The organism is Micromonospora sp. KC606 (assembly GCF_004348675.1).
Taxonomy (GTDB): domain Bacteria; phylum Actinomycetota; class Actinomycetes; order Mycobacteriales; family Micromonosporaceae; genus Micromonospora.
The window spans coordinates 1-7,213 of sequence record NZ_SMKN01000268.1 but is presented as its reverse complement, the minus strand read 5'-3'; the positions used below and the strand labels follow the sequence as shown (position 1 = coordinate 7,213).

Below are 7,213 nucleotides of genomic sequence, written 5' to 3'. Positions count from 1 at the left end.
CCGCCGCCGCGCCCAAGGCAAAACCGACCGCGAGATCAAACGCTGCCTCAAGCGCTACATCGCCCGAGACCTCTACCGACGCCTCGAAAACCCTCCCCAACCACTTGACGCGCCATAGGAGCGTCCCGCGAAGATCGCCGCGGACGTGGCGTTGTAGGGCGCGGACGCTGAGGGCGGCGGCGATGCCCCAGCGGTCGCCGGGGTCCTCGAACGCCGCCAGCGCAGCACGGGTGAGTGTCTCACCCACCGACAGGTCGCCGAACCTGGTTGCGGCGTAGCCGAGGAACCAGCCGACCATCGCCCGCTCGCGAGGGTCGGTGACGGCGTCATGCAGACGCAGCGCGGCGTTGCTGTCCGCTGGCTCGCCGCTGAGTAGCCGGAACCCGGCATTCCAGGCCGCGAGCGCGAGGGTGGCGCTGCCTGCGGCTGCCGTTGCTCGCCGTGCCTCGGTGAGCCGCCCGCGCAGGAACCAGTACCACACCAGCGCACGCGTCAGGCGAGGCGCGCAGCGGTCGTCGCCGAGCGCGCGGCGCAGGTTGCTGCTCTCGGTGTCGAGGCGGTGCAGCCAGCGCTGCTGGTCTGGTCCGCACAGGTGGGTGGCGGCCTCCTCGGCGAGCGAGGTGTAGTACGCGGCGTGCGCGTGCCGGTGCAGGTCACGCTCCCTCGAGTCGAGTTGTTGTTCGCAGTACGCGGATACCGACTCCAGCAGGCCGTAGCGGGGGCCGTCGGCGGTGTGCGAGACGACGACCAGCGAGCGGTCGACCAGTCGTGCCAACAGGTCGAGCACCTGCGAACTTCGCACGCCGTCGCCGGAGCACACGGTCTCCGCGGCGGCGAGCGTGCAGCCGTCGGCGAAGGTCGCCAGCCGGCGCAGCACCGCCCGCTCGGCCGCGGTCAGTAGCTCCCAGCTCCAGTCGAGTACTGCGCGCAGCGTCCGCTGGCGTGGGGGCGCGTCCCGCGGGCCGCCAGTGAGGACGGCGAACCGGTCGTGGAGCCGTTCGGCCAGCTGAGCCGTGCCCAGGACCCGGACGCGAGCCGACGCCAGTTCGATGGCGAGCGGGATGCCGTCGACGCGGCGGCAGATTGTGGCGACGGTCTCGGCGTTGTCGCCTGTCACCTCGAACCTAGGGGAAGCGGCCGCTGCCCGCGCGGCGAAGAGCCGCACGGCGCCGGAGCGCAGCAAGTCCGCCGTGGAGGCGCCCGGATTCGGAACGTCCAGCGGCGGCACTTCCCACAGGTGTTCGCCGGAGACGCCGAGCGGCTCCCGGCTGGTCGCCAACACGCGTAGACCCGGTGCCTGCAACATCCGGGAAGCGAGCGCGGCGACGCCTTCGGCCATGTGCTCGCAGTTGTCCAGTACGAGCAGCAGCCGCCTTCTCCGCAGCACGTCGGCGAGCCGGTCGGCGGTCGACCCAGGTCGGGAGCCATCGCGGACCCCGAGCGCCGCGGCGACGACGTCTGCCAGTGCGTCCACCGCAGTGTCCCGCGGCAGGCCAGCGAGCTCCACGAAGCAGACGTCGTCCCTGCCACGCGCCACTTCGAGCGCGAGCCTGGTCTTGCCCACCCCGCCCGGTCCGGTCAGCGTCACCAGGCGGTGAATGCCGAGCAGTGTGCGCAGGTCGGTGACGGCGTCGTCCCGGCCGACGAGCTCGGTCAGCGGTGTGGGCAGTGGCGGGGTCAGGGCTGTGGATGGCGGCATGGGGGACTCGCCGCGCAGTATCTGCTGGTGCAGCACGGCTAGGTCGGCGCCCGGTTCGAGTCCTAGTTCGTCGTAGAGCAGTTGGCGCAGCCGGCGGTAGCCGTCGAGTGCCTCGGTGGTTCGGCCGGCGCCGTGCAGGGCGCGCAGGTGCGCGGCGCGGAGGCGCTCGCGCAGCGGATGTCGATCGACGAGTTCGCGCAGCTCACCGGCCAGCGCCGCATGATCCCCCAGCCGCAGCCGCGCTTCGGCATAATACTCCCAGGCTACGAGGCGCTGCTCCGCCAGCGCGGCGGCCGCACTGTGGGCGAAGGGCTCGTCGGCGAACTCGGCGAACGCGTCGCCGCGCCACAAGCCGAGCGCCTCGGCGAGCAGCGCCGCCAGCGCGCCCGGGTCAGTCGTGCGCTGCGCACGCCCAGCCAGCTCGGCGAATCGGCCGCTGTCCAAGGCGTCGAGCGGCACGTCCAGCAGGTAACCCGGCTGGCGGTGCACAACCAGGCGGGTGCCGATGGCGCGGCGCAGGCGAGACACGACGGTCTGCAGAGCGCCGGCGGGGTTGGCTGGGAGCGCATCGCCCCACAGATCGTCGACCAGCCGATCGGCGGACACGACCCGTCCTGGGTCGATGAGCAGACGCGCCAGCAGCGTGCGAACCTTCGCCTCGGGCACCGTGACCGGATCACCACCCGGCGTCCACACCGCCAGCGGCCCGAGCACCCCGAAACGCATGCGATCAGGGTAACCGCAAGCCAACCGACAGCAGACCGAAAGCGACGCCCGGCACAGTCACCTCACCAGCAACGAAAGGAAGTCAAGTCATGAAGAAAGCGGTTGTCACCGGCGGCACGCACGGCATGGGCCTGGCGATCGTGCGGGAGCTGCTTGCCCGCGGTGCCGAGGTGGTGCTGACGGGCCGCAACGAGCGGAACATCGAGGAGGCACGCACCCTGCTCAAGGGTGAGGCGGCGCACGTAGTGCGCTCCGACGCGGCGAGCATGGCCGACATCGCCGCGCTCGGCGACGTGGTGGCAGAGCGGCTCGGCAGCGTCGACTACCTGTTCATCAACCACGGCATCGCACAGTTCGCCGAATTGGCCGAGGTGACCGAGGAGGCGTGGGACCGGCACTTCGCGGTCAACACCAAGGGGGCGTTCTTCACCGTGCAGCGGCTCGCGCCGCTGATCAACGACGGCGGCGCCGTGGTGTTCACGACAGTCGCCAACGACGTCGTGTTCCCCGGCCTGAGCGCGTACTCGGCGTCGAAGGAAGCGATGCGCGCGTTCGCACATGTACTGGCCGTGGAGCTGTTGCCGAGGAAGATCCGGGTGAACAGCGTGGCCCCCGGATATATCAAAACCCCGACCATGGGTGTGGCCGACCTTACCGAGGAGGAGCGCCGCGAGTTCGAGCGGCAGGGTGACGAATCCACCCCGCTACGCCGCAACGGCACCGTCGAGGAGGTCGCCATCGCCGCGCTCTTCCTAGCCGAGAATGCGACGTTCACCACCAACGTCGAGCTGGCAGTCGACGGCGGCTTCGCCCAAGGGCTAGGACACTGATGTGACCCAGGTATTCGACAGCCCGGACCCGTCGGTCGCCGAACACGTGCGCCGCTACCTGGCGACGGACGGCGCGAGCGGCTACCGCGAGGGCGGGGTGACCAACCTTGTGCTAACCCACCGCGGCCGCACAACCGGAAAGCTGTACCGCACAGGGCTCTTCTACGGCGAGGACGACGGGCGGTGCGTGCTGGTGGCGTCGGGTTCGGCGATCACACACACCCACCCGCAGTGGTACCTGAACCTGGTCGCCCACCCTGACGTCCACGTCCAGATCCGCGGCGAGCGCTTCACCGCTTGGGCCCGCACGGCGGGCGGCGCCGAGCGCGAGCGACTATGGCAGCAGATGGTCGAACTAGCGCCGGTGTACCGGACGTGTCAGGCGCGCAGCAACCGGACCATTCCCGTGGTGGCCCTCGAACGCCTCGCGCCCGTCTCGTAGCGGTCGGCGCTTCTCGACGGCACGCAAGCCAGCCACTCGTCGAGAAGCGCCTCCTCAACGCGAAGCGAGTTGACCGACCGAGACTGCGTGCGCTGATCTGCCGCACAGAGTGCGCAACCCAGCCGGTGCGCCCATCACCGTCAGTAGCAGAGCCTCGCTGGCGCAGACGTTCTGCTCTGCCGAGATGAGTGCGCTGTTCGGGACGTTGCGATAGGGGGGTTGCCCGGCGATGCAGTGGCCGTTGGTGCTCCCTCCGGCCACCGGGGAGTGCTCGTGTGGCTTGTTCGGGTCTGCCGGTTCGCGGGGCGTGGCCCGGGACTGCAAGCGGGCGATGTAAGCGCCCCAGCCGGCGCGGCACCAGCGCCGTTGCAGCATAGTCAGATAATCTTTATATTGACGGCTATGTCGAAAGCCATGCGAGAACCGACGTTCTGGATCCTGACCGCGCTGGTCGATCAACCACGGCACGGGTACGGCGTGATCCAGACGGCCGAGGCACTCTCCGAAGGCCAGGTCAGGTTGCAGGCCGGCACCCTTTACGCGGCGCTGGACCGGTTAGCCGCCCAAGGACTGGTCGCGATCGACAGAGAGGAGACCGTTGAAGGGCGTCCTCGGCGCTACTACCGCCTCACCGACGGCGGCGCGGCGGCACTCGCTGAGGAGACAGCGCGACTGGCCCGCAACGCTAGCACCGCATCGCGGCTGCTGAACGCCTCGCGGCCTGGCCCGGCGTTCGCATGAGCCGCCGCCTCGCCACCCCATATCGCCTGCTGCTGCGCGTCTACCCGAAGGGCTCACGTCGCGGAGAACTGGCGGACACGCTGCTCATGGCTGCCGAGGCCGGACACGTCCGGCCTGGCCCTATTGAGACGCTCAACCTGCTTCGGCAAGGCATGCGGGCCCGACTCGGTCGCCCACTCAGCAGGGGCGTGGTCGTGCTGGCAATCTTCGCCTCAATCTTCTCCGGCTTTCTGAGCGCGTCGCTGGCGAACCGTATTGGTTGGGAGGCGGCGCCGGCGCTCCCAACCGGCGCAGCGCGGACTCAGCTCGCCGAGATGCTCACCCCAGGCTTATCGGCACAATGGCACGAAAGGTCGGACGACCCCTTCCGCAACAACGGCGGTGAGACCGATGCGGCGTCGGTCAGCTACAGCACCGATCGAACGCCTGCGACCGAGGACGTCGACGCCTATCTAGCCGGCCTGCAGCAACGCCTGGAGGCGGCCGGCTGGCGCGTCACCGACACCTACTCGACCAGCCCGACCGACATCGAAACCGGCGCCCGGCAAAACAACTCGCAGGCGTTGACCGCACGCAACGACGCACTCGTGCTGTCGTTCGAGGACTACTTCGACGCAGCGTACGCCGAAGGCGGGCTCAGGGTCTCGATCTACCGGGCGGAACCACGCTGGCTCACCGGTTCGACGCTCGCCGTCGGCCTGCTCGGCATGCTGGCTGGATGGCTGCTAGCCGGCTGGGCCAGCCGCCGTCTCGAGCACCGTCCGTTGGCAGCCCCTCTCGCTGCCACCACCGCCATCGGCGGTCTCGTCTTGCTGATCCCCGCCTGGCTGCTCGGTAGTCTGCAATACCTGGGCATACTGTCAGGCACGGCCGTGCCTGACTCGCCGTTCTGGCGTGGCCTGGTGCCCACCGACGAATTTGGCGGCATGGCCTACCCCGCCGGGGCGGCGATAACAGCAGCCATCGCCGTGGCCGCGCTCTGCCCGCCCCGGCCTGCACCCGCCACCGCCCCCGGCTCAGCAGGCACGGCGAAGACATGACAAAACGTAGCTGCCATCGGACTGTCCCGACGCCGCTCCACAACCGTCCTCGGACCATCGCAATAGTCCACCTTCGGCCAGCTCGCCGACATAATAGGCCGGGCTCCAACTCCGGCAGCACAGACGTGGCGCATCGATTCACCGCACAGTAGACCTGACGCCGACCCCGCCCGGTCTACTACAAAACCAGCGCTGTCACCGCATTCGCAATCTGACCCACGAGGCCAACCTCGACCAAGATCAGGCGTACTGATCTGCCGAGATGAGTGCGTCTGATCAAAGTAGAGATGACGACACGCGGCTGTTGAGCAGTTCTAGAGGGCGCTCACCGCAGGGGAGGCGGGGGAATTCCGAGGCGACTCAGTGCCAAGGCAACCCGCCTAGCATCGCGCTGACGGTAGCGGAGGTGTACCCGCCCGTCGGAATACGTTGCAGTCTCGACAGGCAGCCCTAGGTGCCTCAATTCTATGCACACACTTTCCATCGTCTGCGGCGAGTCGTCCCATGAATACCCAGTCCAGATCCGACCCCATTTCTTGTGGTCTGCCACGACCAACGCGATGAGGCTCAGCAGTCCTCCGATTATGAGCCAGACTGGGTTGGACCCGTGGGTTAGCAGGCTGACTCCGTATCCCGCGGCTGCGCCCGCGAGACACAGCGCCGCAACACTGGCCCAGCCGACCGCATTGAGCTGGACGCTGCGAAAGAGCCTGTAGCGCCCTAGCCCACGCCTCGCGAGCGCTTGGTATTCGGCATATCGCCGTTGCACTCCTGCCTCCAGCACTCGAACCTGCACTCTATCGACCTGTCGACTCTCGCACGTCACGCTCGCACTGTCATGCCGCTGATGGGGCGCGGCCGGCGCCGCTGAGTCGTGCCGCTGTTGGGCGCCATCGTGACACCGATACGAGGATGCCGACGGGCGGACGGCCTGCGGCGTGGCTCGCACCGGTTCTTGTCTGTCGTAGAGGTTCCCTAGGCTCCAGCAGGCCTACCGCCGGTGTCAGCGGTGGCCTGAGGGCGTGACGAGCTACAAGGAGTTGCGAGCATGCGTCGTCCAGTTTGATTCGAGCCAAGCAGCGAGGTGGTCGGCATGCCGGTCACCAAGCTGGGTGGACAACCGGTGTGGCTGCGGACTCCGCAGTGGCCGGTGTCGCGTTCGCTCGGCGAGCCGATGACGTTCATCGGTCAGTTCCGCCTGGACAGCGGTGGCGAGTGCCGTATGGCCTACCTGTTCATGACTGACGGCGACGAGTACGTCGATGGCACCTGGGAGCCTGAGGGTGGCGAAAACGCCGTGATCATTCAGCCTGACGGATCGGTGCCAGCCTTCTTCGCTGTAAGCGAGCTTGGCGAGGGTCCGTCCTGGCCCGTGGAGGATCACCTACCGGTGAACCAGCAGGTCCACGGCGACGAGGAAGCGTGGGAGTTCCTGGGCGGCGAGCCGGTGTGGCTGCAGGGTGACGAGACGCCCGGGCCGGGCTGGCAGCTGATCGGACAGTTGACTGACCGTTTGGGCCATAACTTCGGCGACGCCGGCGTCGGCTACGTCTTCGTTTCACCGGATGGCACGGAAGGCAGATTTCTCTGGCAGTGTGGCTGACTCACCTAATAGGTTCCGTCAGCCTGCTGGTGCAGGATGGCTTCGGTAGCGGCTGGCGGGTCAGCACTGCACTCTTCGGACCCGTTTGAGGTCTTGCGGCAGACCGTGCGCCCGTTGGTCGTGAGGAGACGG

The 7,213-nt window shown here is 68.3% G+C and carries 6 protein-coding genes; 5 read left to right on the top strand and 1 reads right to left on the bottom strand.

The features are described from left to right. A partial coding sequence (locus E1193_RS28745; RefSeq protein ID WP_132186306.1) for a BTAD domain-containing putative transcriptional regulator occupies positions 1-2,425 on the bottom strand: 2,425 nt, incomplete at its 3' end. A gap of 89 nt (positions 2,426-2,514) precedes the next feature. Here E1193_RS28745 and E1193_RS28740 point away from each other — a divergent pair. From E1193_RS28740 to E1193_RS28720, 5 genes are all read left to right on the top strand, one after another. Continuing rightward, a complete protein-coding gene (locus tag E1193_RS28740) occupies positions 2,515-3,255 on the top strand; it encodes an SDR family oxidoreductase (RefSeq protein ID WP_132186305.1) in 741 nt (246 codons plus the stop codon). Between the two features lies 1 nt (position 3,256). Continuing rightward, positions 3,257-3,697 carry a nitroreductase/quinone reductase family protein gene (locus E1193_RS28735; protein WP_132186304.1) on the top strand — a complete coding sequence of 147 codons (441 nt, stop codon included), beginning with the start codon at positions 3,257-3,259 and terminating at the stop codon, positions 3,695-3,697. Positions 3,698-4,099: 402 nt separating this feature from the next. After that, on the top strand, positions 4,100-4,438 hold the full coding sequence (locus E1193_RS28730; protein WP_243707954.1) for a PadR family transcriptional regulator: 339 nt from the start codon (positions 4,100-4,102) through the stop codon (positions 4,436-4,438). Then, a complete protein-coding gene (locus tag E1193_RS28725; protein ID WP_132186303.1) occupies positions 4,435-5,478 on the top strand; it encodes a hypothetical protein in 1,044 nt (347 codons plus the stop codon). The genes E1193_RS28730 and E1193_RS28725 overlap by 4 nt, the downstream gene beginning before the upstream one ends. A gap of 1,093 nt (positions 5,479-6,571) precedes the next feature. Beyond that, positions 6,572-7,081 (top strand): hypothetical protein, encoded by a 510-nt coding sequence (locus E1193_RS28720; RefSeq protein WP_132186302.1) that lies wholly within the window; start codon positions 6,572-6,574, stop codon positions 7,079-7,081. Positions 7,082-7,213 lie beyond the last annotated feature (132 nt).

What these genes read in the sequence shown, in the direction of transcription:
- E1193_RS28740 (WP_132186305.1), top strand. Translation starts at nt 2,515, where the DNA reads ATGAAGAAAGCGGTTGTCACCGGCGGCACGCACGGCATGGGCCTGGCG.
- E1193_RS28730 (WP_243707954.1), top strand. Translation starts at nt 4,100, where the DNA reads ATGTCGAAAGCCATGCGAGAACCGACGTTCTGGATCCTGACCGCGCTG.
- E1193_RS28725 (WP_132186303.1), top strand. Translation starts at nt 4,435, where the DNA reads ATGAGCCGCCGCCTCGCCACCCCATATCGCCTGCTGCTGCGCGTCTAC.
- E1193_RS28720 (WP_132186302.1), top strand. Translation starts at nt 6,572, where the DNA reads ATGCCGGTCACCAAGCTGGGTGGACAACCGGTGTGGCTGCGGACTCCG.